Source organism: Actinoplanes sp. G11-F43 (assembly GCF_050589265.1).
GTDB lineage: Bacteria > Actinomycetota > Actinomycetes > Mycobacteriales > Micromonosporaceae > Actinoplanes.
On record NZ_JBNZCE010000023.1, the window covers coordinates 255175 to 281419 of the forward strand.

Below are 26245 nucleotides of genomic sequence, written 5' to 3' on the forward strand. Positions count from 1 at the left end.
CCTGAAACTCCCCCGGAGGCCTACCGTGGATCCGTGGACTCATCCGGATGGGTTTCCCTGCGGCCCGGCGACCGGTTCGCCCGGCAACTGCTCGCCGCGTCGTTGTCCCGCAGCGTGCTGGACTGTCACGGCGCGGAGGTGGACGCCGACGAGATCCGGGCGGCGTGCCTGGCCGCGGGGGAGGCCGACCCGTTCGGCCTGCGGATGGCCGGAGCCCGGGTCACCGGCCGGCTCGACCTGCGGGCCTGCGAGGTTCCGGTGCCGCTGCGGTTCCGGTCGTGCGACTTCGCCGAACCGGTCAACGTGCAGGGCGCCATCCTGCGCGAGCTGGTCATCACCGCCGAGGCGGACCCGATCGGCGGCAACGTCCTGCCGGGGCTGCTGGCCGCCGGATCCCGGATCACGCGGGACCTGAACCTGTCCGGGATGGTGATCACCGGCGACCTTCCGGCGCGAGCCGAGAACCGTACCTCGGCGAGCGTCTGGCTGACCGAGGCCGACATCGGCGGCAGCCTGGTGGCACAAGGCACCCGGATCCTGCCAGCCGGCGGCCGCGCCCTGAACGGCGACCGGATGCGCCTGGGTGGCAACGTCCGCCTGCTCGACGGCTTCCTCGCCACCGGAGAGGTACGCCTGCTGGCCATGCGCCTCAACGGCGCGCTCGACGTGATCGGAGCGGAGTTCGCCCCGGCCGACGGGCGGGCACTCGACCTGTCCGAAGCGATCATCGGCGGCAGTGTCTACCTGCTGCAGTCGCCGGTCACCGGCCGCCGGTGCCGGGTCCGCGGCCGGATCGAGATGGGACACGCGACGGTCGAAGGCGAAGTGTTCATCCGGGACGCGGACCTGATCGCCCCACAGGCAGGCGGCGGCATCCACTTCTACAACGTCGCCTCCGGCGCGGCCCGGATCATGCTGCTGGCGCCGCGGCTCAGCGTGCACGGCACCCTACGGATCGAGGGCGACTCCATCGTCCACGGCGGGCTGCTGCTGCCCGGTGCCCAACTGCGTGGCGGGCTCACCCTGTCCGGTGCGGTGTGGAACCCGTCCGACGACGCCCTCGACCTGACGCAGGCCACCCTGGGCGCCGGCATCGAGGCGCCACGGGTGTCGATCGAGGGGACGGTCCGGCTCGACAACGCCCGGGTCGAGGGCCCGGTCCGGATGGAGCACGCCACCCTGGCCAAGCCCGGCGGGCACAGCGCCGTCACCGCCGTCCACCTCACCGCCGCCGGCGACGTGCAGTTCCGTGGGCTGGCGGTCCTCGGCGGCGAGCTCGACTTCCGAGGCGCCTCGATCGCCGGGATCTTCAATACCGAGGACGCCTTCCTCACCAACCCGGGGCACAAGACGATCAGCCTGCACATGGCTCATGTGACCGGGAACGTGCGGCTGTGTGGCCGTTTCCGGTCGGTGGGCCAGGTGGTCCTGAACCGGGCGGTGATCGGCGGGCGGCTCCGCGCCGACGGCGCCACTCTGATCCGGCGTCCCGCGGACGCGGAGCCGACGGTGTTCGAGGCGGTCTCCGCCGAGATCCGCGGCGGCGTCGACCTGGGCTGGCAGGTACTTTCCGGAACCGTCGACTTCACTGGTGCCGTGACGTCCTACCTGGCCGACGATCCGGACCGGGACTGGCCCGCCGGGTCGGTGATCGGCGGGTTCGCGTACGGCCGGCTCGAAGGGGTGTCCGACGCCGCCGTCCGCTCTGCCTGGCTGGCCCGGATGGAACGATACGATCAGAGTGCCTGGGAACACCTCGCGGCGGTGCTGCGAGCCGCCGGTGACAGCGACGGGGCGGACAGCGTGCTGGTGGCTCAGCGCCGCCAGACCCGGCGGCTGCGGACCGCACCCCGCCGATTCTTCGACCTGCTCCAGGATGTCACCGTGCGCTACGGTTTCCGGCCGCAACGCGCCATCTACCTGCTGCTGGCTCTGATCGCGGCGGTCACCGTCGCGCTCAGCCAGCCCGGCGTCCAGGCTCAGATGCGGGCCACCGACCAGAACGCGCTGGTCTTCGCCCCGGCCGGGGCCCGGCCGCTGCCCGGTGAGCATCAGCTGCCGCCGGGGGCGTGCGGCAACGGCAAGGTCCGGTGCCTCAGCCCGTTCTTCTACGCCGTCGACACCGTCGTCCCACTGATCGACCTGCATCAGCGGTCCACCTGGTATCCGGTTGCCGAAGACAACGGCGTCCTGCTCGAATGGCTGCTGAACCTGTGCACCATTCTCGGCTGGCTCGCTTCGACCGTGTTCGCGGTGTCGTTCACCCGCCTCGGCCGGGCCGGGTGAACCGAGCCCCGACGCGACTCGGTGTCTGTGAGGCGGGCTGATGACCGGCGACGACCTGGACAAGCTGTTGAGCGAGCAGATCGCCTACTACCGGGCGCGGGCGGGCACCTACGACGCCACGGTGGAAGATCAACTGCCGGGACAGCCCGCGCCTGCCGTCCGCCGTACCACCGCGGGCCTGGGCTTCCGTGCCGTCAAAGTCCTGCACGACCCCGGCGAACTCCGCTCCCGCCTCACCGCCCTGGGCTGGACCGCCGACATCGAGACGGTGGGCTGGCGCTTCCTCGCCGCCTCGCTGCACCGGGCTCATCCCGGCCCGATGAGCCCGGTGCAGCGAGGCGGCGAGGTCAGGTGAACTTGCGCGCGGTGGCCTCCAGCCGCTCGTGATACTCCGCCCAGGCGGGCGCGTCCAGGTCAGGCAGGTTGTCGCCGGGGGTGCGCCAGCCGGCCCGGCCGTCGATCAGCTCGCGGACGATGTCGGCGTGGCCGGCGTGCCGGTTCACCTCGGCCAGCATGTGCACCATGATCAGTTGCAGGGTCACCGGTTCGCCGCCCCACCAGCGGACCGCACCGGGCGCGTCGGCCGGAAGCGCCTCGATGGTCGCGTCGGCGTGTGCCCACACCCGGTGCCACAGGTCGATGAGATCGTCGCGGGACTCGTCGGCGGTGGCCCACATGTCCGCGTTCGGTGCCGCGTCCTCGAACAGCGCCGGCCCGGGGAACGGCCGGCCGAACGTCTCCCCGAAATACCCGGAGGCCACCAGGGCCACGTGCTTGACCAGGCCGAGCAGGTTGGTGCCGGTCGGGACCAGGGGGCGGCGTACGTCGTACTCGGAAAGCCCGTCGAGTTTGCTCAGCAACGCCTCGCGCGCCTCACGCAGATATCGATGCAGATCGTCCACGTCGGAAGCATGTCACGGCACTCGCAGCAGGGGCGCGGGCGCGCCGGGCGTCCAGTCGTCGGCCAGCACCGCCAGCCAGTCCGCGGCGGCCGCGGCCTGCAATCCGACCGGGCCGGCCGCGACCAGCGCCCCGTCGGCGGTCACCGGGACGATCCGGACCCCGCCGGGCATCAGCTTCGGCGATCCGGTCACCGGCAGCATCGGCAGAATCGCGGCGGTACGCCCGGACAGCGCGGTCAGCAGCGGTTCCAGCAGGGTCAGGGCGGCGACCAGACCGGCGTACGGGTTGCCGGGCAGACTGACCACCCAGCGCCCGTCCGGCAGCACCGCCAGCGCCTGCGGGTGACCGGGCCGGCAGGCGACCCCGCGCACCAGCCAGGTCGCACCGGCCGCGGACAGCAGCTCGTGCAGGTGATCGGCGGCGCCCGCCGACGACGAACCGCTCACCACGATCACATCCCCACCGGCCCGGTCGACGGCCCGCTGGAGCCGGTCGCGGTCGTCGGGCAGCCGGCACCGGCCGGCCATGATCCCCCCGGCCCGGCCGGTGACCGCGGTGACCAGGCCGGTGAACGTGTCGCGCACCTGGCCCGGCCCCGGCACCCCGTCGGAGATCACCTCGTCGCCGGTGACCAGCAGCGACACCGCCGGCGGCTGATGCACGGCCACCCGGTCCACCCCGGCCTGCACGACGGCCGCCGCCACCGTCGCGGTCACCGTCCGCCCGGCCGGCACCACCGGCGCGCCGACCGCCAGACTGTCCCCGGCCCGGCGGATGTGCCGGCGCGGGCCGACCGATCCGGTCACCGTGTCGCCGGAGACCACACAGTCCTCGTACGGCAGCACCGCGTCGGCACCGACCGGCACCACCGCCCCGGTGCCGATCTCCACCGCGTGCCCCGGCGCCAGGGTGCCGGCGTCGGCGGTTCCGGCCAGCACCCGCCCGGTGATCGTCCACGGGCCGTCCCCGGCGACCGCGAACCCGTCCATCGCCGCGTTGTCGAACGCCGGCACCGGCCGCGCACACCGCACCTGCTCGGCCAGCACCAGCCCGACCGCCCCGGTCACCGGCACCACCCGGCCGGGCAGCGGGCGCGCACTGTCCCGGGCGATCGCATAAGCCCGCGACCAGGCCGTCCGGGTGGACGCGCGGGGCACCGCCAGAACCTCGATCATGGTCCGCTCCTGTGGTGACTTCGGAACCCGATCGTCACCCCGGCCCTCAGCCGGCGGCAGGGCCACTCGTCCCCTCCCACAGGCCGTCTGCCGCACCGGCGGCGACATAGTCGGCGAAATCACGGCCCGGCCGGCCCAGGATCCGCTCCACCTGGCCGGTCGGCTCGGTGTCACCCCGGTCCCGCAGCGCGGTGAACCCGGCCACCAGCGCGTCGACCACCTCGTCCGGCACACCGTCGGCGCGCATCACCGCCCGGTACCCCTCCTCGGACCCGTCGAAGACGATCTCCCGCCCGGTGGCCCGCCCGATCGTGGCGACCGCCTCCCCGAACGACAGCGCCCGCGGCCCGGTCACCTCGATCACCTCACCGATCAGGTCCGGGCGGCCGAACATCGCCACCTCCACCGCCGCGATGTCGCCGGCGTCGATGAACCCCTGCCGGGCCTCACCGACCGGCACACACAGCCGGCCGTCCACCACCGCCGGGCGGAAGAACGTCTCGAAATCCTGGTGGAACCAGTCCGGGCGGACGATCGTCCAGTCGAGGCCGCTTTCGCGTACCGCGAGCTCGGTCTGCTGCAGATGGGCGTAGCCCATCACGTCGAGGCCGCGGTCCGAATGCAGCACCAGCCGCCGGACCCCCGCGTCCCGCGCGGCCGGCAGGAACGCCTCCGGCAAGCCCGTCTGATCAGGCAACAACACAAACAATTGTGGTACGCCGGACAGAACGCCCGCCCACGTGCCCGGATCCGCCCAGTCGAACCGCTGCTCGGTGTGCCGGGTCGCCACCCGCACCCGGTGACCCTCGGCCCGCAGGCGAGCGGCCACCCGGCCACCCACCGTGCCGGTGCCACCGAGGACCAGAATCAGACTGTTCCGCATCACCTCACGCTAACCCGTGCCGGTCGTGATCATGAGCCTCGGTCGGCGATGGCGCGGCCCCCGGTGGGCGCGCACGAACCGGAAGCGTGCGACCCGATCGGGCTGGAGATGTCGCGGGACTCCTCGATCGCGCTCAGCGTGGCCGGAAACCGGCTGGTGGCACACGGCCCGGTCTGCGTGGCGTTCCGGGAAGTGCACCCGGCCCTCTCAGCGCCGATACGTTCCGTAGTGGATAGCATCCCGGAATGGCATCGATGGCGCAGATCTCACTCGGGGTGGCGGACGATGAGCGGGCCGGGCGGTTCTGGTGCCAGGCGCTCGGCTATCGGCGGCGGGCGCCGCGCTGGCCCGGGGACCGGTGGGTGGTGATCGAGCCGCCGCCGGGGGAGCCGGGTGTGCCGATCGCGATGGACGTCAGCGAGAGCCCGGTGCAGGATCGGCCCCGGATCCACTTCGACCTGGACGCCGGCGGGGCCGACCTGGACGACGAGGTGGAGCGGCTGGTCGCGCTCGGGGCGAGCCGGGTGGACTGGCCGCATCGGGCCGGGCCGGGGGAGCCGGAGTTCGTGGTGCTCGCCGATCCGGAGGGCAACCGGTTCTGCGTGGCCGGGAACCGCGTGGTGGAGAAAGCCGCCTGACCCGGGAGCTCCGGCTGCGCTGGCGCGCCTACGACGCCGTCCCCGCCTCCCGGGTCGGCCGAAAGGTATAGGGCGGGCTCTGACTTCGGCCAGATCACAGCAGCTCAGCGCCTGATTAGGCTCGGCGGTGTGAGGATGCGAGAGCTTGTCGTCGGGTTTGCGCTGGGGTTTCTGGACTTCGTGTGGATCAAGTATGTGCCGTTTCCGTTCGGGGGACTGGGCAACTCGATAGCGGTGTGGGCGGTGGCCGCGTTCCTGTTCACCTACTACTCGCGGTGGTCGGTGATGCGGGCGGCGCTGAGCGCGTCGGTGATGCTGGTGGTGGCGGTGCCCAGTTACTACGCGGCGGCGGCGCTGATCCAGAACGACGACTGGTCGTACATCTGGTCGGCCTACTCCCTGCTCTGGATGGCCCTCGGCGTGGTGGCGGGCGTGGTGTTCGGCATCGCGGGGGTGCTGGCCCGCACCGTCGGGCCGCTGCGGCTCCCGTCCCTGGGCGCGCCGGGAGCGGTCCTGCTCGCCGAATTGATCATGGATGTGCGGCGGATCGGGGATCCCTCCTACGCGACGGCGGACGTGGTGGAGTACTCGGTGCTCCTGGCGGTCCTCGCGGTGCTGATCACGGTCCTGCTCGGGCGCACCTGGCGGGACCGGGCGCTCGCTCTGGCCTGTGCCGTTCCGCTGGCCGGCGTGGGTTATCTATTGATGATTGCCACCGCGTTCGGCGGGTAGCGTGTGGTGATGCTCAGTGACGTTCTGCAGGAGGCCGCCCGGCGGCACGCGGTGCCGGGTGCGGCGGCCGCCGTCCAGTTCCGGGGTGAGCTGACCGAGGCCGCCACCGGGGTGCTCAACCTCGACACCGGCGTGCCGGCGACCCCGGACAGCCTGTTCCAGATCGGGTCGGTCACCAAACCGTGGACCGCGCTGCTGGTCACCCAGCTCGCCGACGAGGGCCTGATCGACCTGGACGAGCCGGTGCGGGCCTACCTGCCGTCGTTCGCGGTGGCCGACGAGCAGGCGAGCCGGACCATCACCGTGCGGCACCTGCTCACCCACACCGCCGGATTCCACGGTGACCACTTCGACGACACCGGGCGCGGCGACGACGCGGTGGAACGGTACGTGACGCTGCTGGCGGAGAAGGGGACCAGGATCGCGGCGCCCGGCGCTCTGTACTCGTACAACAATGCCGGTTTTGTGGTCCTCGGCGCTCTGGTGGCCCGGCTGCGCGGCGGGACCTGGGAGGATGCCGTGCGCGAGCGGATCGGGGTGCGGGCCGCCCTGTTCGCCGAGGAGGCGCTGCTGTCGCGGGTGTCGGCCGGGCACATCCGTGGCGCCGTCTCCACCCGCTGGCAGATGCCCCGCTCCGGTGGCCCGGCCGGGGCGGTGATCTGTGCGGCGCCACGCGAACTCGTCCGGTTCGGTGGGCTGGTGCCCGAGGCGATGACCGCGGCGCAGGTGACGATTCCGGGTGTGCCGGGGCGCAAGGCGGTCCGCTACGGGCTGGGCCTCGCTCTGTACGACTGGGCCGGCGCCCGCGTCTTCGGCCACGACGGTGACACCATCGGCCAGGCCGCCACCTGGCGAGTACTGCCCGATCACGATCTGTCTCTGGCGGTCTGCGCCAACGGCGGGCGGGTGCCGGCGTTCTTCGACGAGGTGATCGACGCGGTGGTGCGCGAGACGGCCGGGCTGGTGGTGCCGCCACGGCCGGGGCCGCCGGCCGAGCCGACCGGGGTCGATCCGGCATCCTATGCGGGGCGGTACGAGTACCCGCTCTACACGTACGACGTGGTGGTGGCCGGGTCCGGTCTTGATCTGACCGCGACGCCGCGCGGGTTCAACGCCGCCGCCCTGGGCAGCGAACCGGAGACGATCCGGTTCACCCACCTGGCCGGGGACACCTTCGTGACCGCCGAGCCGCACGACGGCAGTTACGGGACGATGACGTTCGTCGACGGGTTCCTGCACGACGGGCGGGCCGTACCGAAGGTCACGTAGACCGGCGTTCATATGATCTTGCGATGAACATTCGGTGATCCGGTGCCGCGCTCACGGATTCGGGCACCCCCACCCCGGTCGACAACAACGTGAACATCGCCGACGTGGCCGCCGCGGCCCTGCCGAACGGCTCGCTGCACCTCTTCTCGGTCACCGCCTGGGGCAGCGTCTTCCACCGCACCGGCACCGCCTGGGGCAGCGTCTTCCACCGCACCGGCACCGCCTGGGGCAGCGTCTTCCACCGCACCGGCACCGACACCGCCTGGGACACCGAGAAGTCGACCCGGGTGCCGGTCGGGACCCCGGCGATCGGGCAGGTGCGCTCGCTGGCCGTGGCCGGCTGGCCGAGCATCCGACTCGACCTGGTCACGCTGCGATCCGGCCTCGGCATGTGGCACCAGACCTGGAACACCGGCGGCACCCGGGCGGCCCCGGTCCAGGGCGACAGCGCCCCGGGCGGCATCCAGATCTACGCCGCCCGCCCGGACGGAGCCCTGCACGTCGGCAGGATCAGCGAACTGTCCTGACCGTCGCGCCACGGCTATTTTTGACTGATGACCGAGCGCAAACCGATCGGCGTCAGTTTCGAGTCATGGGTCGACCAGCAGATCGCCGAGGCGGCCGGGCGGGGCGAATTCGACGGCCTGCCCGGCACCGGCAAGGCGCTGCCCGCCGGGGACGACGGCGAGGACTGGTGGGTGCGCGACTACGTCCGGCGGCAGGAGGTGCCGGCCGAGATGTCGCTGCCGACACCGCTGCTGCTTCGCCGGCAGGCCGACGAGATCGACGACACGGTGCGCGCGCTGACCACTGAGCAGCAGGTCCGGGCGGTGGCCGAGGATCTGAACCGGCGGGTCGAGGAGTCCTGGCGGCGCCCGGCCGAGCACGCCCTGGCCGCCCGGCGGGTCGATGTGGAGGCGCTGGTGGAGCGCTGGCGGGCCGCCCGCCCGGCACCGGACCCGGAGCCCGAGCCCGAACCGGTCGTGGTGAAGAGACCCTGGTGGCGGTGGTGACGGACCGGGAACTACTCGACACCATCCACGGCACTCCGTGGATCGCCGAACTGCTCACCCTCTTCGACTTCGACGTGGCCCGGGCCTCGGACGGGCCGGTGTCACTACTTGGCGGGCAGCCGTTGGAAGCGATCGCCGGAGACGGCACCGGCGGGACGTTCCTCCTGGTCGGGGCTGATGCCGCGGTGCGGCCGGTGCTCTATGTCGGCTCGGAGGGCGAGGGCGGCCTGATCGCCACCAGCCTGCGGTCCGCGCTGGCCCTGATCGTCGGCGTCGCCAGCCTGCACGACGCCACCGCGTATCCCGTGGACGAGGACGGCGGCCGGGCGTTACGGGACTTCCTGACCAGCGCCGACGACGAGATCCGCGCCGACCGGCCGGAACTCGACGACAACCGCGACCGCTTGCGTACGGCACTCGGCCTGCCACCGGTCGACGACGCCCTACTGAGGTCGTTGCAGTCGGTGGCGGCGGACTTCGACTACCGGCCGATCACCGGGGAGGGCGACCGCTACCGCCCGATGCTGTCCTGGCTGGAGACCGCCGGGGAATCGGAAGGCCCTGCGGCCCCACGGGTTCCACCATCCGCGCCCATCCCGACGGCTCGCCCCGAGGAGGTGCCGGGCCAACAGGCCTTGTTCTGACCTGAGCCGCGACGCCGCATCTCGGCGGTTCTCGCCACGGACCGAGCCGTTCCGACCGCAAGCTCAGCACCACAGCCAACCTCCAGTTAATCGAGAACCGGGTCGAGCGATGCGCGTTCGGATTTGTCGATGAGGGACGCCTCTGCCGTGCTAGGAAATCCGCGAAAATGTAGCAGGATTCACTGGCGACCCACGCTTCCGTCCGGCATTTTGGTGAAACCTGAAAGCCGCGAGGAAAATCTGTCGAATACCGGAAACCGCTCATAGTAATCCGGACAGAAATCTCCCCGGCCACCGCACGGAAACCCTCGGCAACCTGGCCGTCTCGGCCCACATCGAATGTCACCGTGACCACCGTCCTGCGTCGGCCACACTCATTCATGAAATGACAACCCCACGCTCGCCCAGCCGGTGCCGGGTCCCGTGCCGGGGTTGGGTCCGCGGCCGGTGCCGGTGCCGGGCTGGGACTGTGTCCGGTGTCGTGTCTTGCGGTGGGGCTGCAGGCTGCCGGTTCGTCTTCGGGCGTCGGCTGGGTCCGGCGGGTTGCGGTGTTCGCGGTGCCGGCCGGGATACTGCTGGCGCTGCGGTTGTTGCGGGCCGGGTTGCTGCAGGTGCCGTGCTTGTTGCCGATGGTTGCCGCCGGACCGCCGGGTGACGCGTAACGCCAGGTGAAGCCGTAAGAACCGGACACGACGCGGGCGCCGGTCGTGTGGCTGGCGTCGGGCGCGTGGCGGGTGCCGATTGCCTCGCAGGTGCCGGGTGCGTGGCGGGTGCCGGGTGCGTGGCGGGTGCCGATTGTCTTGCAGGCGCCGATCGTGTCACGGGTGCCGGTTGCCTTGCGGGCGCCGATCGCGTCGCGGGTGGATGCTGCGGGACGGGGGTGGCCGGTGTCGAGGCTGCTGTCGGCGGCGGTGCGGGGCGCGGCGTGGGATGGGCCCGGGTGCCGGTGATGTCGGCAGGAGTCCTCGGCGGGATGCCGCTCTCCCGGAGGCGTCGAAGCTTCTCGGCATGGCGCCGTTGCAGACCCCAGTCACGGCGAATCTTGTGCTGACGACGAAACTCCGCACGATCCGGGTCATAATTACGGGCCTTGGTCAAATCCCGCATCGCAGCAGTTTGGGCCCGGCTGAACAACGACATCTGAGCCATACCCAGAATTCTCCCGGACCCCGGCCGGGAAGTGTAAGAAGTCGATCATGCCAAATCGCATTCCCGGACCAGAGCCAAAACGAGCCAACGACAGGATTCGGCCACCATCGCGCCGCACCGGACCAAAGAACGCCATCGGCCTCTCATGTAGCCGCTGAGAAAGGTATTCCTGGGGGGGTGGATCTTAGTCCGCGTCCCGGCTGGTTGACCCGCAGCCGCTCTGGTTGCTGTTGATGGAGCGACGGGCTGATCCGTCGTGGCGTCGCATGAGGATCGGCGGTTGACCGACCTGTTCAACTGAGCGCGGCCACCACCTCGAGGACGCGGGTGATGTGTGCTCGGACGACGGGGGCCGGCCGGTGTGGTGGTAAGGCGGTCGCGTAAGGCGTCTACCAGTGTCGGGTTGGCGGTTATGTCCAGCATTGCGGCCATTCCGGAAGCGGCTTGATGGTTGCCCCGGGCTATGAATTTCGCCGTCAGCGGCAGCATGGCCAGCGTGAACGTCGCGGGGTCGGTGGTTGTCCCGGGGGCGCGGCCGTGATGGTCCAGTGCGTCGAAGAGGGTGCGGTGGCCCGCCGTGCCGTGGCCGGAGAGCAGTAGTGCGTCTCGGGGCGCGGGCAGGGTGCTGGGCCAGCTGTACCAGTCGACCCACAGGGGGAGTGGGCCGATGTCGTACATCGCGCCGACGTATCGGCCGCCGGCCGGGCCGTTGTGGGGCACCTCCAGTGTCAGGACGGCGTCGTCCAGTGGCAGATTGCCGTCGACAACCAGCAGGTCGACGTCGCTCCACGGGTCGCCCTCGCCCCGGCCCAGGGAACCGGCGAGCCAGATCGCTTCCGCGCTCAAGCCGGCCACGGTGCGTTTCAGCCACGCATCACGGGCCGGCGGCATCGACGCGACCAGGGCGTCAGCCTCCTGCCGTCGCATCAACGGAGCCTAGAGCGCGAGGCTCGGCGTGTCGCGGCGATTTTCGGGCGACGATCCCCGTGGGCGTGGGCGTGGGCGTGGGCGTGGGCGTGGGCGTGGGCGTGGGCGTGGGCGTGGGCGTGGGCGTGGGCGTGGGCGTGGGCGTGGGCGTGCCGCGTTCCGGTCCGAAGCGAACGGGATGCGGCATGCGGGTTCGACGGCGGTGAGCAGTGGCCAGACGCGGCGGGCGGGGGCCGGGGCGGGAGCGGGAACGGGCGGGAGCGGGCGGGCCGGGAACGGGGTCAGGCGGGATTTTCGCGTAGAGGGCGGACGGCGGCCGGGACCGGAGTGCCGGCCGGGGCATAGGCGGCGGTGAAGGTGCCGTGGTAGCCGAACAGGGGGCCGAAGCGGCGGTTCGTCACGGTCACCCGGATGCGGAAACACTCGGCCCGCTGGTCCCACGTCTCGTGGACCTCGGCGTCGCCGGTCAGCGTGCGGGGGCAGCGTACGCCGCCGCGGAAGGTCTGTGTGGTGCTGCGGATCCGCAGGCCGCCGGCGCCGTCGGTGGACACGTCCAGGTCGACCGCCAGGTGCTGCGTGGTGCCCAGGTAGTCGACCACCACGTCGCGGGAACTGTCGTAGACCATGGTGGCGTCGAAGCGGCGGCGGCGGTGCGGGCGGACCTGGAACGTGCGGACGAAGGTCAACGTCGGTCTGCCGTACGTGTCCGGATAGGCGTAGTTCTCGATCGTGAACGGGATGGCGCTGCCGGTCTCCGGGAACAGGATGTGCCTCAGGGTGCCCAGGTGCAGGAACGGGACGGTGAACGCCGGGCCGCGCCACACCCGGTCCATCACGCCGGTGCCGATACAGCCCTGATCCCGCACGCCGTCGACGCCGAAGCGGCGCTGCAACCTCGGGTGCAGGTGGTCGAAGTCGTCGCGCATCGCCTGCTGGAACGCCGATGTCATCGCGGGGACCTCCGGCAGCGGCGGGCGGCTGGGGTGTGCGGGTGCGGCGGCACCAGGACGGCCAGCGGTGCGAGCGGCCACCACCCGGCCGCGATGACGGCGACCGTGAACAGCAGGCGGGCGGTCAGTTCGGTGCGGGCGTTGCGAAGGGCGCGTTCGGGGGTGACGCCGTGTTCGAGCCAGAGCCGGAGACGGTCGAAGGACCAGGCGGTGGCCCAGCCGAAGAGCGGTCCGAACACCAGATCGATCAGGCGCCCGGCGGGACCCCAGCGGGTTCGGTACGCGTACCCGGTCAGGAATTTGATCTTGCCGGCGACCGGGACGTATCGCCAATAGCCGGCGCCCTCGCGGATCGGTGACCGGGGGTCCGGGGAGGCGAAGCGCAGCGCCGACACCGCCCCGCCTCCGGGGGTGCGCCGGTCGCCGGTGTGGGTGCCGGAGCCGGCGATCTCGACGCCGGGCAGGATCGCGGTGGCGTAGGTGAACGCTGCCGGTGTGCTGCCGGGCACCGGGTCGATGCGGCCGAAGCGGACGTCCCAGCGGCTGTGCTGCCGGTGATCCTGGGTGGCTGCCCAGATCCGGTCGAGTGGCGCGTCGATGGTCGTTTCGACGTAGACCCTGGCCACGGCGTACCTCCACGAACTGTTTGAGCGACTGCTCAAGACGGTAGCCGGAGTTGAGCGATCGCTCAAGAGTGTCGGGGGATGGGTTAGGGTGGCCGCGCACACGTTCGGATCGTCGAGGGGGACCGCGATGCCGGGAGGACGGCTCACCCAGCAGGAGCGCCAGCAGATCACCGCGGGGTTGGCCGAAGGGCTGGCCTACGCCGAGATCGCCCGGCGGCTGGACCGCCCCACCTCCACCGTCACCCGCGAGGTGATGCGCAACGGCGGGCCCGGCGCCTACCGCGCCGACCTGGCCCATCACGCCACCGAGCACCGGGCGCGCCGCCGCCGTGCGGTCACCCCGGGACGCCCCGGTACGGTCGCCGAGCCGTTCGGCCGGGACAGCGCGGCGGTCCGGGAGTACGAGGAGACGTTCGCCGCCGTCTTCGCCAGCAACGGACTGCCCCGGATGACCGCGCGCACCCTCGCCGTGCTTTACACCACCGACTCCGGGGGCGCCACCGCCGCCGAACTCACCGCCCGCCTGCGGGTCAGCCCGGCCTCGGTCTCCAAGGCGATCACCTTCCTGGAGAGCCAGGGCCTGATCCGCCGGGAACGCGACGACCGCCGCCGCGAACGCTACGTCGTCGACGACGACGTGATGTACCAGTCCACGATGGCCAGCGCCCGCTCCACCGCCCACCTCGGCGAGATCGCCCGCCAGGGTGTGACAGTGCTCGGGCCGGGCACCCCGGCCGCCGCCCGCCTGGAGAACATCGCCCGGTTCGTCGACTTCGTCTCGGAGAGCATCGCCCGCGCCGCCGGCCAGGCCCGCGAGATCCTGCACAGCGGTCCGGCGAATTGAGCGCTGACCCGGATTTCGCCCTCCTGGCCGAGCGCCACCGTCGTGAGCTGCAGGTGCACTGCTACCGGATGCTCGCGAACTACGAGGACGCCCAGGACATGACGCAGGAGACGCTGCTGCGTGCCTGGCACCGGCGGGAGTCGTTCCGCGGCCAGTCCTCGCTGCGGACCTGGCTGTACCGGATCGCCACCAACGCCTGCCTCGACCTGCTGGCCAGACGCGGCACGTCCCCGTTGCAGCCGTACCCCGACCGGATGCTGCCCGAGGACCCGCAGGAGTCGATCGTGGCGCGGGAGACGATCGAACTCGCGTTCATCGTCGCCGTCCAGCACCTGCCACCCCGGCAGCGGGCGGTGCTCATCCTGCGCGACATCCTCGGCTGGCCCGCCGCGCAAGCCGCCGGCACCCTCGACCTGACCGTCGCCGCGGTGACCAGCGCGCTGCAGCGGGCCCGGGTGACCCTGCGCGAACAGCTGCCCGGCCGCCGGCTCGACTGGCGGAGCCCGGCCACCCGGGAACTGTCGCCCGAAGAACGCGGGGTGGTCCGGGCGTACATGCGATGTCATGAACGCAACGACCTCGCCGGGCTGGTGTCCCTGCTCCGCGACGATCTGCGCTTCGTGATGCTGCCCGACCCCGGCACGACCAGCACCACGGCCGGGGAGGCAGTGGACGGCTGGGTCGGCGCCGGGCTCTTCCAGCACGGGTACGACGACTGGCGCGGGCTTCCGGTCACCCTCAACCGGATGCCCGCGGCAGCGCTCTACCTCCGCGGCCCCGGCGACACCGAACACCGGCTGTTCACCATCGCGGTGCTGCACATCGACGGCGGGCTGATCACCGAACTCACCGGGTTCGAGGCGGACGGCCGACCCTGGCTCGGACTGCCCCCGGTCATCGCCGCGTCTCGTACCGGGTGAGCACCACCCCGCCGGAGAGCGTCCGGGTCTCCAGCAGGTTCAGGTTCACCCAGTTGTCCAGAGCGGTGAAGAACGGGGTGCCGGCACCGATCAGGACCGGGGCGGTGAGCAGCACATACTCGTCGATCAGCCCGGCGCGCATGGCCGACGCGGCCAGGGCGGCGCCGCACAGGTCCATCGGGCTGCCGTCCTCGGCCTTCAACCGGGTGATCTCGGCGATCGCGTCGCCGGTGACCAGGCGGGCGTTCCCGTCCACCGCATCGATGGTGGACGAGAACACCACCTTCGGCATGGCGCGCCAGCGGCGGGCGTACTCGATGTGAGCCGGGGTGGCGCCCGGCTGCTGGTCGGCGGTCGGCCAGTGGGCGCTCATGCCCTCCCACAGGCGGCGCCCGTACAGGGCCAGGCCGGTCGCCGCCACCCGGTCGGACCACCACTGGAACAGCTCGTCACTCGGCACACTCCAGCCGAGGTCGTCACCGGGTGCGGCGATGTAGCCGTCCAGGCTCAGGTTCATCGCGAAGATCAGTTTTCGCATCGTGCCAACCCTCCGTGAGTCGATCTCAACGTACCGACGGGCCGGGCGCGGAAAACTAATCGGTACGGTCCAGGCCGCGCGTTTGGGAGGCGATGAGGGACAGCAGATCGGCGTGGGTACGGGCGTCGGCCGCGATCACCAGGCCGCCTCGGCCGGTGTGTACCGGGGCGCCGTCGATGTCGGTGACCACGCAGCCGGCGGCCTGGCACAGGGCTATCCCGGCGGCGAAGTGGACGCTGTCCTCGAGGTGCCCGTCGGTCACGTAGGCGGCCCGACGCCCGGCCGCCACCCACGCCACCGCCAGCGTCGTGGACACCACCCGTGGGCGGAAGCGGGCCACGAATCGGTCGTCGGCCAGCATGGTGGCGGCGCGGAAGGTGTCCCGGTTGGGGAACGGCGGGTCCAGGTTCAGGTCGACCAGGTTGGAGTCCGCCGACGGGACCAGTGGTTCGCCGCTGCCGTCGCGGCGGAGCCGGGCGTTCTCGCCGTCGGTCCAGAACACCTCGCCGGCGAACGGGTCGGCCACCGCGGCCGCCGACACCCGGGTGCCGGTGCGCAGGGCCACGTTCACCGCCACCAGCATGTTGCGGACCGCGTAGTTGAGGGTGCCGCAGAGCGGGTCGACGAGCCACAGGCGGGAGGCGGGGCCGGTACCCGTACGGCCGCTCTCCTCTCCCTGCACCTGGTCGTCCGGTCGCGCCGCCCGCAGAACGGTGAGGATCGCCTGTTCCGCGTCGATGTCGGCGGTGGTGGCGAAATCGCCGGCGAGCTTCTCGAAGTGGGTCAGCGACGAGCCGTAGTACGAGCGCACCACCTCGGCGCCGGCGTCGGCGGCGGCGATGGCCAGGTCGATGTCCGAGATCGGCATCCGGTCAAACTAGACCACCGTGAGATAGCGGTACAGCACGGTGACGATGTCGCGGGCCCCGTCGGACAGGGCGGCCAGGTCCACGTCGGTGAAGGTGTGCACCCGGTCGCTGAGCAGGCAGTGCGCGCCCACCACGGCGCCTTCCAGGACCAGCGGCACACCGGCGTAGCTGCGGATCCCGCCGACGGTGACCACCGGGTTGGTGGCGTGCACCGGGTCGCGGGCGGCGTCGCCGAGGACGTACGGCGCCCGGGTCCGCACCACCGACGCGCAGAACGACCATTCGATCGGGGTGCCGGACGCCTCGTCCAGCCACATGCCGGAGACACCGTGCGAGCCGGTGATCAGCTGGGCGGTGTCCATCACCAGGGTGGCCAGGCACATCGGCAGGCCGGTCCGGTCGGCGGTGCGCCGGGTGATCTGGTCCAGGGCGGCCCGCAGGCCGGGGTGATCGAAGTCGAGAGCGCCGATCACCCGCAGATTGTCGATCATGTCAGCCCTTTCGGCGCGTGCCGGCCCGCGGCCACACAATCGCGGGTTGCGTCTGGGGTGCGGCCGGTTCAGCCGCTCGGTGTCGGGTCGAAGTCCTGCGGGGCGGCGGCGTACCGGGCGGCGAGGGCGGCGTCGTACCGGCTGCCGTCCGGGAGGATCCGGAAGTAGACGTCGGAGAGCCGGTCCTCGGCATCGTCGTCGTCGCGGTCGCTGGCCGCCTGCGGCACGTCCTCGATGAAGGCGGCCACGTCGTCGAGCCCGAAATAGCGGGCCGCCCGCGCCGCGGCGGCCAGTTCGGCGGGTTCGCAGCTGTCCGCCGCGTGGTTCGGGCCGCCGTTCTGCACCATGTTGTCGACCAGGATCAGGGCGGCCAGATGCCGGTCACCGACTCCGGAGCCGCCCTGTTCACAGGCCCGGTTCCAGATGTCACGAAGGATGTCGCGGACGGAGTCACCATCGGTCACCCGGCCATTCTGCCCGCCGCGGACACCGCCGGGACCGAAGTCAGCCGAGCCGGCGGCGGATTCCGCGCCGGACCCGGGCCAGCACGCCGGAGTGCCCCGGCGGGATCATCTGGCGCAGCTCGTCGGCGTGGCCGATCATGCCGACGATGGTCTCGACGGCCGCGTCCAGGAGCTGACGGTCGGCCAGCTCACCGGGACTGTGCGAATCGGTCATCACGGCCGGCCGCAACTCGTCCAGATCTCCGACGATGTGACAGTCGTACGCCCGCAATTGGTTGATCTGCTCCTCGGCCAGGGCCATCACCCAGTCGGCGCGGTCCAGTCCGACCCCGAAACGCACGTTGTTGGCGCGTTTCTGCAGCACCGCCTTGACCAGATGCTGCTGGACCACCCGCTGGTACGGCATCCGGTGCGGGTACCGGTCGCCGAGCGCGGCGTTGACCCGGCGCAACAGTTCGATCTCCGGGGCGCCCAGTGACGGGTTGGCGGTCGGTTCGGTCATCTCGCACAGGCCGTCGGGGATGCCGAACACCCCGGCGAACCGCTGCCACAGCAGGTCGTGCGACACCCCCGGCGGCGGGACGGTGACCAGGTGACGCTGCGCGGGTGGCACCAGATCGCCCCAGCGCAGGAACATCCGGTTGGCCGTGTAATGCTCCCAGAACCCCTCGAACTCGCCCTTCTCCACCGCGGCCAGGAAGTCCTCGAACCGCCAGGTGCCCCGGGCCCGGATGCTCTGCTGCCACATCGACGGGAAGGTGCGCCACAGGTCGCGGGCGGCCACCACCACGTGCACCTCGGCCGGCTGCAGGCTCTCCACCGCGCGTTTGGCCTGCTCGGCGCTGGCCGCGCCGAATCCCTCGCTGGTCAGGATGACGTCACCGCGGAACGCGGCGGCCTTCTCGGCCAGCAGATCCCACGTCCAGTACGCCTCCGGGTCCCGCCACGGCACCTCCCGCAGATCGGTCATCGCCTGGTCGTGGGCGGCGAACGTGGCCGGGATCAGGATGCCCGCCTTCTCCAGCCGCTCGGCGTTGTCGAAGAGCACGTTCTGCACATAGGTGCTGCCGGTCTTGGGTGCCCCGATGTGCACGAACACGCGCCGCGGCATCGCCATCTCCTTGTCGTCCCCCGTACATGTCCGGTGAATGATCAACAAGGCAGATGAAATGTTGATGACACAGCCTCGTATCAAGTGTCAACGTCGGGTGACGACCGCTTTTTGTCGTACCCGTGCTCGATGATGATCGGGTGATCTATTTCGTCTACCGCTCTCCCTATCAGGGTCTCCTCGGCAAGCACGTGCGGCGGCTGCCCGACGCGACCGTGCTCGACTGGTTCCGCCGGGCGTGCGAGGAGTCCGGCGACGACCCGGCCGCCTGGCTGGAGACCGAGCTGGGCGTCGACGTGTACGGGCTGCACACCGCCTTCGACGGCCGCCCGGCCCCACCGAAGTCGATGCGTGAGCTGCGCAAACTGCTGAAGAAGCAGCTGTACGTGGAAGGCAAGGTGATCGTCGATGAGCGCAGTGTCCGGGCGCTGACCGACGACGACGAGGTGCCCCTGGCGTATTTCTTCCTCGATCAGAGCCTGGTCGACGAGTGGCCGAACCGGCTCGCCTACCCGGTGCACGAGCAGTGGCCGCTCCCCGAGGAGTCCACCCGCCCGAGTGACACCGAACCGGTCACCACCGTCGTCGCGTCCCAGCTCGGCGACGTCGACTGGGACACCCAGGGCGTGTCGGTGAGGCTGCCCGGCGTGCGCGTCCCCGAGCTGGCCGCCTGGCTGCGCCGTTCCGACGTGCACGGCGACTGGCCGTACGAGGTGGTCCTGCTGCGCGCCGCGATCGGCCCCGACGACGATCTGGCCGCCGCCCTGGACCGGGTCAACCGCTGGGGCGCCTGGCACGACCAGGTCCTCGACGTCGACGGCATGGCCGGCGACCAGGCCGAAGCCCACCGGATCGTGCTGGAGGTGATGGCCCGGGTCGAGGGCCGCGACGAGATCCCCGGCCCGCTGGGCAGCCGGTTCCCCGCCAAGGGCCGCGTCCTGGTCGGCGAGCACCTGGCCCAGGCCAGCCTGCACCTGCACGACGAGTACGGCCACCAGCAGCTCTTCCTCTACGACGACGTGTGGGCGGCCAACCACACCGACCTGGCCAAGTCGTTGCGGCGCTGGTTCGTCAAGTCGTGGGATCCGCTGAAGTAACACGCCCGGTGTCACATTCCGGCGGCGTGCCCCGTCCTCCTCCGAACCGCCCACAGAGGAGGAACCGTGCACGCCGCCCATGTCACTGTCACCCTGCTCGCCGGCTTCGCGCTCCCCGCACTGGGCACCGCCGCCGCGATCGGGCTGGTCCTGTACTTCACCGGCGCGCTGATCGCCCACCTGCGGGTCGGCTCCCGCGACCTGGCCGGCTGGGCGATCTTCTTCGTCACGGTCGTCACCAATCTGGTCGTCAACCTGGTCCACCTCTATTAACCTGCGCTGATGCGGCTCGTGCACATCAGCCGGCACCGCGACGCCGTCCGTCCGGCCCCGCAGCTGGGACGCCGGCTATTTGATGGCCGTCCCGCCGGACTTCAGCCTCACCCAGCAGTGGTTTTCATCAGCGTTGATTCGGCAGGTTGTATTTGCGAAGGACCCAGTTCACTTCCGGCATCGTGACGTTGCCGATCTGCCGCCGGGCTTCCGCCAGAATGGCGTTCCGTCCCAGGCCGGAGTAAGTCTGGGCGAATCGCAGGATGAATTCCTTCGCCTTCTCGGACGGCTCCCTGGTGGGAAGCCTCGCATCGTCGCTGCGAGGCTCGGACGGCCTGATGTGACGTTCGTCGTCGTCCTGGACCACGTGCGGCTCCCTCGGTGATGGGGCTACCTCCATTGACCGTAGGCAGACCGTTTCCGGCAGGTCCAGGACATGTTCGAGGGCAGCCCACCCCCCGCTGCTGACCGGAACCTGACACGATGCTCATCCGGCATGACGAAAGGACAACACCGGGGTGGGCGTCCGTGTCGCGATCATGGACCCGCTACCGATCTTCCGGCAAGGTGCGGTGGCGGCCCTGTCCGCAGCCGGCCATCAGGTCGACACCCCGGCCGACATAGTGCGGTGGGCGGATGATCCGGCCGGCGGCATCGTGGTATTGACCGTGGTCTCCGAGGACGACTGGCTTGAGCTGACCCGGCTGGGTGCGGACCGGTCGCCGGTGAAGGTACTGGCGCTCTTGGAGGATTCCGCCGTTGCCGTGGGGATGCGGGCGGTCCGGGCAGGGGCGATCTCGTTGCTTCCCCGCCACGCGACCCCGAAAGTCCTGTGCGGCTCCGTCGACGCCATCATCGACGGCCGTGCCGTCCTGCCGGTCGAGGTGGTCACGTCGCTCGCCGCCCAGTCGCGGGGACGTGACGTGCCGGTGCCGGTCTCCCCGCGCCGGATCGCCTGGCTTCGCGAGCTGGCGTCCGGTCTCACCGTGGCGCAGCTCGCCGACCAGGTCGGGTATTCGGAACGGGCGATGTACCGGCTGCTACGTTCGCTGTACCGGGATCTGGGAGTGGCCAGCAGAGTGGAGGCGCTGGTCCAGGCTCAGGAGCGGGGTTGGCTCCGCTGATCCACACCGGCTGCCGCACGCAGAGCGGGATAGGACGCCGATCCGGCGGCGACGATACCGAGCATGTATCTGAGGCGCTCCTTGAGGACGGGAAAGTCCGAGGAGATAGCACGTGCCCTGGCGAACGCCTGCATTGCTCGGGCCGCCTGGCCATCCCGGTCCACGCCAAGCCCACAGATGGCGATCGCGTGCAGATCCCAGGCCGCGAAGTCCAGCGGATCGTGCTCACACCGCTCGGCCGTCTCCTGCTCCAGCTTCTTGAAGTGTTCTCGGGCATGTCCGTCCGGGGCCTGCCGGAACGCGATCAGCGCCTGAAGAGCGAGGACGATGAGCGATCGGTTCTCCCGCCGGTACCAGCTCGCCCGGTCGATCTCGGCCCGGGCCTCGTCCGGGCGGTTGTCACGCAGTGCGGCCATCGCCAGTGTCGTCCGGGCTTGCAGAACGGTGACCGGGTCGTGTATCACCAAGGCCTTCCGGAGCGCCTCGACCGCATGTAGGCGGGACGTGGCGAAGTCCCCCTGATCCAGGTAGAGGTCCGCCTCGCCATCGAGGATCCGGGCATCCAGCGAGCGGTCAGCATATCGCTCGGCGACCAGGCGAGCGTCCTCCATGACCGTCCATGCCTGTCTGCTCTCGTTCTGCTCGGACAACCACCGGGAGATCTTGACGGCGAGGTCGACCTGTTCCACCGGGAGACCCATCACGGTGGCCAGGGACAGTGCGGTACGGCCGTGCCGGATAGCCGGACCGTGATCGCCGTGCCGGCGTAGGCAGTCAGCCAGACCGGAGAGCGCCCTGAGACGGTCCGGGTCGTCACTCTCTTGCTCGGCGCTGTGCAGCGCGTCCTCGTACAGTCCCTTCGCTGTGGTGGTCTTTCCCTCTTGCCATTCGAGGTCAGCCATGTTCAAGACAATCTTGCGTCGGTCCTCGACAGCGCGACCCAGCCCCTCAGTCAGGACGAGGGCCTTCCGATAGGCCCGCCGCGCACGTTTGTGGTCTCCGCGGGACGTGCTGGCGTACCCCAGAGCGTTGTAGTTGCGCAGTTCCTCGAGGGGATCGTGGAGCTTTTCGGCGACCTGTTGACGGGACTCCATCAGCAGTCCTGAGGCGCCCCACCGGATGAGATGAGTATCGATTGTCTTGATGCGGTCGGATGCCTCGAGCCAGTCCTCGGCACTTAAAGTGATGCGAAGCTCGGTGAATAGGATGTCGAGATCCTTGGGCCCATGGATCTGGGCTGGCTGCTTCCGCTTCTGGTACAGCAGCAACGCTGCATCGTGCCGTAGCTCGTTGAGTCGCCCACTGCTGCGTTCCAGTGCGGTGATGATCTCGGGATCCATCACGCGGTATCCGGCCGAATGGCGTAACCGGATGATGACGTGATATCCGGCGAGTTCACCGAGTAGGTCCTCGACGCGTCCGGGGGACAAGCCTTTACCGAGAAGGGTCGCGACGTCCCCGGAGGTTACCGGCATGTCATAAGCGGCCACTGCGGCGACGAGACTACGGTGTTGCGAGCTGAGGGATTTCACCACCAACTGGGCCAGTGTCCGGGATCGGTCCTGCTCATCGGTCCTGCCGAGTAGTCGGCTGAGTTCCTTCGCCGATCGGCCGGCGTCGGGGATGGTGAGGGCCGCCGAGAAGAGGTTGGCGTTCCGTGGCAGGCCCTGCAGGATGTCACAGAGGTCGTCCGAGCGATCCCACAGCTCCAGAGAATCCGTGGGATCGAGGATTTCGAGGTAGCTCCGGAAATAGGGCTCGGAGAGGCGGCTCACCGGTATGTCGACGGCGGTGTCCCGGGTCCAGGTGGCACTCCCGGCGGCGACCGGGATCCGATCGGAGATCAAGATGACCTTGACCCGCCGGCTCCGGTGGGCGGCGATCACCGCGAGCGCCTCGTTGAGGTGAAGGTCGACGAAGCGGTCCGTCTCCGGTTCCAATAGCCGCTGCGCGCCGTCGACCACGATCACGACGGCCGGATCGGTCTCGTCCTCCAGGGCCACCTCCATCTCCTGCAACGGGAGCGGCTTCGGCCGTAGGCCCATCGCGGGTGGTTCGGTGGCCGTGTGGAGGATTTGGACCAGTTCCGAGGTATCGAAGACGTCCCCGGCGACAAGGTCGTATTTTTGCAGTTCCGGCCCCTCTTCCGACCTGGCGATCACCCAATTGACCAGCGTCGTCTTGCCCACCCCGGCCGGGCCGTGAACCAGGATGACCCCGGATCGGCGCGCCGCGAGCTCCTCTTCCAGCCTGATGCGCTCCGGATCGTGGTTGACCGGCGCAGCCTTGTTCAGCGGCTCCGATTCTGGTTCTGGTTCCGGAAGGGGCGGCTTCTGTGCAAGTCGAGCGCGGCGCTCGTACCAGAGCGTGAGGATCAGGGCCAGGAATGCGCTGACCCAGCTGATCCGTTCCACCCAATTCCAGAGAGGATCCGCCTTCGTGCCGGTCAGGAATCCCCACCAGCCGAGGAGGCTGCCCGTGGCGACAAGCCCGGTGATCGACGCCGCGATGAGGAGCAGGCGCCCGGTTCGTGAGATCATTCGTCGGCCCACCGGAACATCATGACTTCTGTCGATGCCGGAAGGGATCGGCCGACCGCTTACTTATCGACATTCATGACTTCCCGTGAAAGGCTGGCCGAGGACGACGCCGACGCCGGGTTCCTTCTTCTCCAGCGAGCCTTCCTGGCTGAAACCTCGCCGAAGGCGGCATCGCGGTGCGGTCGTTCGCGGACCCGCTACCGATCACTTCTGCGGAGCAGGTCGTCGACGAGGTGGTGAATCGGATCGACTGGCGTTACCAGCGCGGGACCTCGGGCGCGACCACGGACCATGGCACCAGGTGTGACCCGGTGTCCCTCGACAGGGCCGCCCGCGCACACTCCCGGCCCTGCTCACGCAGTGGGGCCGCCACCGACCAGATGCCCGCGGTGGTGGCCTCCCGTGTGCCGTCCCACCCGGTGAGCGCCACCTCCCGCCGTGCGCCGGCCGCCGCCCCGCGGGCTCCCAGGGCCAGCTCGTCGCTCATCGCGAGCATCACCACCGGGCCGGTGCCCTCCAGCGTCGCGAGCAGTGCCGCGGCGGCGTCCGTGCCGAGGTCGCGCTGGTTGCGGGCCACCACGGCGACCGGCACGTCGGCCCAGTCGTGACCGGCTTCGGTCAGTGCGTCGCGGTAGCCGGCCAGGCGGGCCCCGGTGACCGGGAAGGGGACCGCCCGCGGGTCGGTCAGGTCGGCGGGCAGGTCGTGGCCGCGCAGGACACCGCTGGTGCGGCGCCGGTCCAGGGGGAAGCTGATGATGACGGGCGTGGCCGCGGCAAGCGGTGCGGCCGCCGCGACCGCTGCCGCCGCCGCGCGGTCGTCGGGCCCGATGACCGCCAGCCCGGGGTGGGCCGGGCCGCCCTGGACGGCCGCGGGCCGTCCGCTGCCCGCGACGGCGGCCAGCACCGGATCGTCGGTGACGGTGGTCCACAGCACGTAGCCGTCCACCGCGGCGGTCAGCACCCGGTCGACGTCGGCGGCGTCCCCACGGGTGGGGATCAGCACCACTCCCAGGTCCTCGCTGACGCAGACGTCGGTGATCCCGGCCAGGAACTGTGCCGCCTGCGGGTTGTCGAACAGGTAGGACAGGTGCTCCCCGACCACCACCCCCAGCTGGCCGGCGCGCCCCGAGCGCAGGGCGCGGGCGGTCCGGTCGGGGCGGTAGCCCAGCTCGGCCGCTGCCTCCAGCACCCGGGTCAGGGTGGCCTCGGCGACCCGCGCGGGCTGGTTGAAGGCGTAGGAGACGGTCATCGGCGCGACTCCCGCCTGCCTGGCCACGTCTTTGACGGTCGGACGTCGTCGTGCGGGTGTGGTCACGACGACATCATATCGCGGTGTGTAACGTTACGACGCGAGCTTGTGTAACGTTACGAAGCATGACTGGTGACACCACCATCCGCGGGGCGCGGGCCGCCTACGCGCCTTACACCGCGTTTGCCGCGTTCGGGATCTTCTGGGGTGCGTGGGGTGCGGCCCTGCCCGCGCTGCGCACCCAGGCCGGGGTCAGCGAGGGCCAACTGGGCACCGCCCTGCTCTTCGTCGGCCTGGGCGCGCTGCCGTCGATGGCCCTGACCGGCCGTGCGGTGGACCGCTTCGGGCTCCGCGTGGTGGCCTGGCTGCTGGCCGCACTGGCCGGCGCCGGTCTGCTGATCACCGCCGGCGCCGACGGGGTGATCTCGCTGATCATCGGGATGCTCCTGGTCGGTGCCACCTCCGGCGCCGCGGACGTGGCCATCAACACCCTGGCCGGGCGTGCGGAACACGTCACCGGCAAGCCTCTGCTCACCCGCTCCCACGGGCTGTTCTCGGTCGGCGTGGTCATCGCCAGCCTGGCCGCCGGAGCACTGCTGGGCACCGGACTGACACTGCCGGCGACCTTCGCCGTCGTCGCGGCGGTGATGCTCGCCCTGGCCACGGCCGCTCACCTGACCGGCACCGCACTGCGGATCCCCACCGGCCAGGGCGAAACCGCCGGTGACCGGGCGCGGCGGGCGGGCCGGATCACGAGCCTGCTGGGTTCACCGCTGTTCGTGGTGGGGCTGGTCGCAGCCTTGGCGTACGCCGTCGAGAACGCCCACCAGAGCTGGGGCGCGGTGATGCTCACCGACGTCTTCACCGCCGCACCCCAGCTGGCGGCGGCGGCCCCGGCGACCTTCGCCGCCACCGCCGCGCTGGCCCGGCTCAGCCTGGCGCCGCTGTCCCGCAGCCACCCCACCGCGATGCTGCTCGGCGGCGGCGCGCTGGCCACCGCCGGCAGCGTGGTGCTGGCCACCGCCCCCTCGATCGCGGTGGCCCTGACCGGGCTGGTGCTCGCCGCCCTGGGCACCGCGACGCTCTTCCCCACCCTGCTCAGCCGCAGCCTGCGCGACACCGACCCGGCCCGGCACGGCCGGGCCACCTCCACCGTCGCCGCCACCGCCTATCTGGGTTTCCTGCTCGGCCCGGCCTACGTGGGCCTGCTGGCCGAGACCACCGACCTGCGTGGCGCGCTGCTCGGCGTGGCCGCCCTCGCCCTGGCCTTCACCCTGACGGCGGCACCGATCAGCACCTGGGCCGGGCGGAGGACGCCCGGCGACCACTGACTGACCGTGCGGCTATGCCGGCCTGGTGGTCTGCTGCGCACTTCCGCAAGGCCGCCGGCAGGACCGCGGCCGTCTGCTCGACGGCGGCCGGCACCGGCGTCCCGGGATCGCGCCTCACGAGCGCGGCGATCTCAGCCCGCGCGCCGGCCTCCGCCAGGACCATTCGTCGTCGATGCGGTACCGCCTCCAGACCGCCGCG

Annotated in this window: 29 protein-coding genes; 15 read left to right on the forward strand and 14 right to left on the reverse strand. The window is 70.9% G+C overall.

The features are described 5' to 3' along the window. Positions 1-33 precede the first annotated feature (33 nt). Together ACQ0O7_RS26880 and ACQ0O7_RS26885 are read left to right on the forward strand one after the other, a co-directional pair. A complete protein-coding gene (locus ACQ0O7_RS26880; protein ID WP_430785547.1) occupies positions 34-2286 on the forward strand; it encodes a hypothetical protein in 2253 nt (750 codons plus the stop codon). Positions 2287-2326: 40 nt separating this feature from the next. After that, positions 2327-2641: a hypothetical protein gene (locus ACQ0O7_RS26885; RefSeq protein WP_430785549.1), complete on the forward strand. Its 315-nt coding sequence runs from the start codon at positions 2327-2329 to the stop codon at positions 2639-2641. Here ACQ0O7_RS26885 and ACQ0O7_RS26890 read toward each other — a convergent pair. From ACQ0O7_RS26890 to ACQ0O7_RS26900, 3 genes are read right to left on the reverse strand one after another with little or no spacing between them, the layout of a single operon-like run. Then, positions 2634-3188 carry a DinB family protein gene (locus tag ACQ0O7_RS26890; RefSeq protein ID WP_430785551.1) on the reverse strand — a complete coding sequence of 185 codons (555 nt, stop codon included), beginning with the start codon at positions 3186-3188 and terminating at the stop codon, positions 2634-2636. The genes ACQ0O7_RS26885 and ACQ0O7_RS26890 overlap by 8 nt on opposite strands. Positions 3189-3200: 12 nt before the next feature. Then, positions 3201-4364 carry a molybdopterin molybdotransferase MoeA gene (locus ACQ0O7_RS26895; protein WP_430785553.1) on the reverse strand — a complete coding sequence of 388 codons (1164 nt, stop codon included), beginning with the start codon at positions 4362-4364 and terminating at the stop codon, positions 3201-3203. Positions 4365-4410: 46 nt separating this feature from the next. Further along, positions 4411-5247, reverse strand: a complete 837-nt coding sequence (locus ACQ0O7_RS26900; protein ID WP_430785555.1) for an NAD(P)H-binding protein — start codon at positions 5245-5247, stop codon at positions 4411-4413. Positions 5248-5492: 245 nt separating this feature from the next. Between ACQ0O7_RS26900 and ACQ0O7_RS26905 the strand changes: the two genes are divergently transcribed. The 7 genes from ACQ0O7_RS26905 (at position 5493) to ACQ0O7_RS26935 (ending at position 10205) form a co-directional block, all read left to right on the forward strand. Further along, entirely contained in the window at positions 5493-5885 is a 393-nt protein-coding gene (locus ACQ0O7_RS26905; RefSeq protein ID WP_430785557.1) for a VOC family protein, read from the forward strand. Positions 5886-6020: 135 nt separating this feature from the next. Further along, positions 6021-6617 (forward strand): DUF6518 family protein, encoded by a 597-nt coding sequence (locus tag ACQ0O7_RS26910; RefSeq protein WP_430785559.1) that lies wholly within the window; start codon positions 6021-6023, stop codon positions 6615-6617. Between the two features lie 9 nt (positions 6618-6626). Then, positions 6627-7886, forward strand: a complete 1260-nt coding sequence (locus ACQ0O7_RS26915; protein WP_430785561.1) for a serine hydrolase domain-containing protein — start codon at positions 6627-6629, stop codon at positions 7884-7886. A gap of 89 nt (positions 7887-7975) precedes the next feature. After that, on the forward strand, positions 7976-8413 hold the full coding sequence (locus ACQ0O7_RS26920) for a hypothetical protein (RefSeq protein ID WP_430785563.1): 438 nt from the start codon (positions 7976-7978) through the stop codon (positions 8411-8413). 27 nt (positions 8414-8440) lie between these two features. Beyond that, positions 8441-8899, forward strand: coding sequence for a DUF1992 domain-containing protein (locus ACQ0O7_RS26925; protein ID WP_430785565.1), 459 nt, complete (start codon positions 8441-8443; stop codon positions 8897-8899). After that, the gene (locus tag ACQ0O7_RS26930; RefSeq protein ID WP_430785567.1) at positions 8887-9543 is read left to right on the forward strand and encodes a hypothetical protein; all 657 of its coding nucleotides are present in this window, start codon (positions 8887-8889) and stop codon (positions 9541-9543) included. Before ACQ0O7_RS26925 ends, ACQ0O7_RS26930 begins: the two co-directional genes overlap by 13 nt. A 491-nt stretch (positions 9544-10034) precedes the next feature. Next, positions 10035-10205: a hypothetical protein gene (locus ACQ0O7_RS26935; protein ID WP_430785569.1), complete on the forward strand. Its 171-nt coding sequence runs from the start codon at positions 10035-10037 to the stop codon at positions 10203-10205. A gap of 532 nt (positions 10206-10737) precedes the next feature. Here ACQ0O7_RS26935 and ACQ0O7_RS26940 read toward each other — a convergent pair. The 3 genes from ACQ0O7_RS26940 to ACQ0O7_RS26950 form a co-directional block, all read right to left on the reverse strand. Beyond that, positions 10738-11619: a hypothetical protein gene (locus ACQ0O7_RS26940; protein WP_430785571.1), complete on the reverse strand. Its 882-nt coding sequence runs from the start codon at positions 11617-11619 to the stop codon at positions 10738-10740. A 281-nt stretch (positions 11620-11900) separates the two neighbouring features. Continuing rightward, on the reverse strand, positions 11901-12569 hold the full coding sequence (locus tag ACQ0O7_RS26945; protein WP_430785572.1) for a DUF4166 domain-containing protein: 669 nt from the start codon (positions 12567-12569) through the stop codon (positions 11901-11903). Next, positions 12566-13195 carry a hypothetical protein gene (locus ACQ0O7_RS26950; protein WP_430785573.1) on the reverse strand — a complete coding sequence of 210 codons (630 nt, stop codon included), beginning with the start codon at positions 13193-13195 and terminating at the stop codon, positions 12566-12568. The genes ACQ0O7_RS26945 and ACQ0O7_RS26950 overlap by 4 nt, the downstream gene beginning before the upstream one ends. Positions 13196-13322: 127 nt before the next feature. On the opposite strand from ACQ0O7_RS26950, the gene ACQ0O7_RS26955 reads away from it, so the two are divergent. After that, the gene (locus ACQ0O7_RS26955; RefSeq protein ID WP_430785575.1) at positions 13323-14039 is read left to right on the forward strand and encodes a helix-turn-helix domain-containing protein; all 717 of its coding nucleotides are present in this window, start codon (positions 13323-13325) and stop codon (positions 14037-14039) included. After that, the gene (locus ACQ0O7_RS26960) at positions 14036-14959 is read left to right on the forward strand and encodes a sigma-70 family RNA polymerase sigma factor (protein ID WP_430785577.1); all 924 of its coding nucleotides are present in this window, start codon (positions 14036-14038) and stop codon (positions 14957-14959) included. The genes ACQ0O7_RS26955 and ACQ0O7_RS26960 overlap by 4 nt, the downstream gene beginning before the upstream one ends. Here ACQ0O7_RS26960 and ACQ0O7_RS26965 read toward each other — a convergent pair. From ACQ0O7_RS26965 to ACQ0O7_RS26985, 5 genes are all read right to left on the reverse strand, one after another. Next, entirely contained in the window at positions 14934-15497 is a 564-nt protein-coding gene (locus tag ACQ0O7_RS26965) for a dihydrofolate reductase family protein (RefSeq protein WP_430785579.1), read from the reverse strand. The two genes, ACQ0O7_RS26960 and ACQ0O7_RS26965, sit on opposite strands and share 26 nt — an antisense overlap. 55 nt (positions 15498-15552) lie before the next feature. Continuing rightward, positions 15553-16365: an inositol monophosphatase family protein gene (locus ACQ0O7_RS26970; protein ID WP_430785581.1), complete on the reverse strand. Its 813-nt coding sequence runs from the start codon at positions 16363-16365 to the stop codon at positions 15553-15555. Between the two features lie 9 nt (positions 16366-16374). After that, entirely contained in the window at positions 16375-16857 is a 483-nt protein-coding gene (locus ACQ0O7_RS26975; RefSeq protein ID WP_430785583.1) for a GAF domain-containing protein, read from the reverse strand. Between the two features lie 68 nt (positions 16858-16925). Next, positions 16926-17321 (reverse strand): hypothetical protein, encoded by a 396-nt coding sequence (locus ACQ0O7_RS26980; RefSeq protein WP_430785585.1) that lies wholly within the window; start codon positions 17319-17321, stop codon positions 16926-16928. A 40-nt stretch (positions 17322-17361) separates the two neighbouring features. After that, the gene (locus tag ACQ0O7_RS26985; protein ID WP_430785587.1) at positions 17362-18432 is read right to left on the reverse strand and encodes a hypothetical protein; all 1071 of its coding nucleotides are present in this window, start codon (positions 18430-18432) and stop codon (positions 17362-17364) included. A gap of 122 nt (positions 18433-18554) precedes the next feature. Here ACQ0O7_RS26985 and ACQ0O7_RS26990 point away from each other — a divergent pair, with 122 nt between their 5' ends. Both ACQ0O7_RS26990 and ACQ0O7_RS26995 read left to right on the forward strand, forming a co-directional pair. After that, positions 18555-19529, forward strand: coding sequence for a hypothetical protein (locus ACQ0O7_RS26990; RefSeq protein ID WP_430785589.1), 975 nt, complete (start codon positions 18555-18557; stop codon positions 19527-19529). Positions 19530-19595: 66 nt separating this feature from the next. Continuing rightward, on the forward strand, positions 19596-19802 hold the full coding sequence (locus tag ACQ0O7_RS26995) for a DoxX family protein (protein ID WP_430785591.1): 207 nt from the start codon (positions 19596-19598) through the stop codon (positions 19800-19802). A 127-nt stretch (positions 19803-19929) separates the two neighbouring features. Here the strand turns inward: ACQ0O7_RS26995 and ACQ0O7_RS27000 are convergent, their stop codons facing one another. Then, positions 19930-20169 carry a hypothetical protein gene (locus ACQ0O7_RS27000; RefSeq protein WP_430785593.1) on the reverse strand — a complete coding sequence of 80 codons (240 nt, stop codon included), beginning with the start codon at positions 20167-20169 and terminating at the stop codon, positions 19930-19932. A gap of 151 nt (positions 20170-20320) precedes the next feature. Between ACQ0O7_RS27000 and ACQ0O7_RS27005 the strand changes: the two genes are divergently transcribed. Next, positions 20321-20926 carry a DNA-binding response regulator gene (locus ACQ0O7_RS27005; RefSeq protein WP_430785595.1) on the forward strand — a complete coding sequence of 202 codons (606 nt, stop codon included), beginning with the start codon at positions 20321-20323 and terminating at the stop codon, positions 20924-20926. Here ACQ0O7_RS27005 and ACQ0O7_RS27010 read toward each other — a convergent pair. Both ACQ0O7_RS27010 and ACQ0O7_RS27015 read right to left on the reverse strand, forming a co-directional pair. Then, positions 20902-23478 (reverse strand): tetratricopeptide repeat protein, encoded by a 2577-nt coding sequence (locus ACQ0O7_RS27010; protein ID WP_430785597.1) that lies wholly within the window; start codon positions 23476-23478, stop codon positions 20902-20904. The two genes, ACQ0O7_RS27005 and ACQ0O7_RS27010, sit on opposite strands and share 25 nt — an antisense overlap. Positions 23479-23722: 244 nt before the next feature. Continuing rightward, on the reverse strand, positions 23723-24781 hold the full coding sequence (locus ACQ0O7_RS27015; RefSeq protein WP_430785599.1) for a LacI family DNA-binding transcriptional regulator: 1059 nt from the start codon (positions 24779-24781) through the stop codon (positions 23723-23725). A 59-nt stretch (positions 24782-24840) separates the two neighbouring features. Between ACQ0O7_RS27015 and ACQ0O7_RS27020 the strand changes: the two genes are divergently transcribed. Further along, positions 24841-26046 (forward strand): MFS transporter, encoded by a 1206-nt coding sequence (locus tag ACQ0O7_RS27020; RefSeq protein WP_430785601.1) that lies wholly within the window; start codon positions 24841-24843, stop codon positions 26044-26046. Positions 26047-26245: the final 199 nt, after the last annotated feature.

Excerpts from the sequence above, each read along its gene's own strand:
- ACQ0O7_RS27020 (WP_430785601.1), top strand. The coding sequence starts at position 24,841 with ATGACTGGTGACACCACCATCCGCGGGGCGCGGGCCGCCTACGCGCCT.
- ACQ0O7_RS26915 (WP_430785561.1), top strand. The coding sequence starts at position 6,627 with ATGCTCAGTGACGTTCTGCAGGAGGCCGCCCGGCGGCACGCGGTGCCG.
- ACQ0O7_RS26985 (WP_430785587.1), bottom strand. The coding sequence starts at position 18,432 with ATGCCGCGGCGCGTGTTCGTGCACATCGGGGCACCCAAGACCGGCAGC.
- ACQ0O7_RS26970 (WP_430785581.1), bottom strand. The coding sequence starts at position 16,365 with ATGCCGATCTCGGACATCGACCTGGCCATCGCCGCCGCCGACGCCGGC.
- ACQ0O7_RS26885 (WP_430785549.1), top strand. The coding sequence starts at position 2,327 with ATGACCGGCGACGACCTGGACAAGCTGTTGAGCGAGCAGATCGCCTAC.
- ACQ0O7_RS26905 (WP_430785557.1), top strand. The coding sequence starts at position 5,493 with ATGGCATCGATGGCGCAGATCTCACTCGGGGTGGCGGACGATGAGCGG.
- ACQ0O7_RS26940 (WP_430785571.1), bottom strand. The coding sequence starts at position 11,619 with ATGCGACGGCAGGAGGCTGACGCCCTGGTCGCGTCGATGCCGCCGGCC.
- ACQ0O7_RS26895 (WP_430785553.1), bottom strand. The coding sequence starts at position 4,364 with ATGATCGAGGTTCTGGCGGTGCCCCGCGCGTCCACCCGGACGGCCTGG.
- ACQ0O7_RS26900 (WP_430785555.1), bottom strand. The coding sequence starts at position 5,247 with ATGCGGAACAGTCTGATTCTGGTCCTCGGTGGCACCGGCACGGTGGGT.
- ACQ0O7_RS26975 (WP_430785583.1), bottom strand. The coding sequence starts at position 16,857 with ATGATCGACAATCTGCGGGTGATCGGCGCTCTCGACTTCGATCACCCC.
- ACQ0O7_RS26925 (WP_430785565.1), top strand. The coding sequence starts at position 8,441 with ATGACCGAGCGCAAACCGATCGGCGTCAGTTTCGAGTCATGGGTCGAC.
- ACQ0O7_RS26965 (WP_430785579.1), bottom strand. The coding sequence starts at position 15,497 with ATGCGAAAACTGATCTTCGCGATGAACCTGAGCCTGGACGGCTACATC.
- ACQ0O7_RS26955 (WP_430785575.1), top strand. The coding sequence starts at position 13,323 with ATGCCGGGAGGACGGCTCACCCAGCAGGAGCGCCAGCAGATCACCGCG.
- ACQ0O7_RS26945 (WP_430785572.1), bottom strand. The coding sequence starts at position 12,569 with ATGACATCGGCGTTCCAGCAGGCGATGCGCGACGACTTCGACCACCTG.
- ACQ0O7_RS26910 (WP_430785559.1), top strand. The coding sequence starts at position 6,021 with ATGCGAGAGCTTGTCGTCGGGTTTGCGCTGGGGTTTCTGGACTTCGTG.